This window comes from Mesorhizobium sp. M7A.F.Ca.US.006.04.2.1 (assembly GCF_004022915.1).
Lineage (GTDB): Bacteria > Pseudomonadota > Alphaproteobacteria > Rhizobiales > Rhizobiaceae > Mesorhizobium > Mesorhizobium ciceri.
Genome location: NZ_RZQA01001265.1, coordinates 1 through 1244 on the forward strand (window position 1 = coordinate 1; position 1244 = coordinate 1244).

General features: G+C 64.5%; 2 protein-coding genes. Both read right to left on the reverse strand.

From position 1 onward, the window contains the following. Positions 1 to 800, reverse strand: an 800-nt coding sequence (locus tag EN925_RS36485) for a YcjX family protein (RefSeq protein ID WP_164894686.1), incomplete at its 3' end; no start/stop codon positions are given. A 63-nt stretch (positions 801 to 863) separates the two neighbouring features. Continuing rightward, positions 864 to 1244 (reverse strand): histidine phosphatase family protein (locus tag EN925_RS36490; protein ID WP_128337398.1); only part of this gene is annotated, 381 nt, incomplete at its 5' end.

Consider the following 1244-nt stretch of genomic DNA (forward strand, 5'->3'; position numbering starts at 1 on the left):
TTGTAGGCCTCATAGCGCCTGTCCATCATGGCGTGCAGCGAGCCTGCGCGCGGGCGCTTGTCGTCGATCCCGGCCAGTGGCGCGAAGGTCAGGGCCGGCGAGCCTTCGAGATCGCCCGGCATCAGGAAGCGGCCGGGCGGCAAGGTCGAAAGCGCCCGCTCGTCGAGCTTGCAGGCCTTCAGATAGGCGGCGAAACTCTCGGCCAGGCGGCGCGCCGTCATCTCGTCGGCATCGGCGTTCGGGTCGATCCCGGCCGATAGTGCCCGCCAGGCTTGCGACAGGTCCTCGCGCACCGGCAGAACAGCCATTTCAAAGGCTTCGTGGGAAAAATCGGCGAAGGATTTGCCGAGCAGCGGCAGATCGAGCAGCCATTCGCCGGGATAGTCGACGATATCGACCGACAATCTGCCCGAGGAAAACATGCGGCTCCAGCCGGAAGCCGATTCATATTCGATGGTCAGCCGCAGCTCCGAAATGGCGCGCGTCGAATCGGGCCAGACGCGGTCGTTGACCAAGGCTGCGATGTGGTCCTCGTACTGGAAACGCGGCACCGCGTCGTCGGGCTGCTGCTCGAGGAAGGCGCGCGCGATGCGCCCCGATTTCTGCGCCTCAAACAGCGGCAGGCGCCCGCCATGGATCAAATTGTGGACAAGGGCCGATATGAACACCGTTTTGCCGGCGCGGGACAATCCGGTCACGCCGAGGCGCAGCGATGGGGAAAAAAGCCCGGTGGCGCGGCCCGATAGCGTGTCGAGGGCAATCCTCGCCTCGTCGGTGAAGGTGGTCAGCGATGATGCCAAAATATGCTCTCTCGAACTTCGGTCCGTCCGATATAGGCGCTGCAACAAGGCTTTGAAATGGCTTCAGAGATCGGCCGGCGTCAGGAACACTTCGAGATAGCCGGTGCCTTGGGCGGCGCTGGCAAGATCGCCGTCGAAGCGGACGACCGCCAGGCCCGCGGTCGGGAACCCATGGTTCAGTGTGGCCCGCGCAGCCTCGTCGCCGCCGCCCGAAACTGCCAAGGCAAGGTCTTCCATCATCGGGTTGTGGCCGATGACCAGCAACGAGCCCGATCCGCCATTGTTCTTGATAAGGTTGAGATAACCGGCCGCGTCCGCGCTGTAGAGCCCGTCGAAGAACAGGACCCGGCCGGTGTCGGTCTGGCCGGCCAGGCCTTCCAGCGTCTCTTTGGCGCGTTTGGCGTTGGAGCACAGCGTCCGGTCCGGAACATAGAGGCGGGGGCG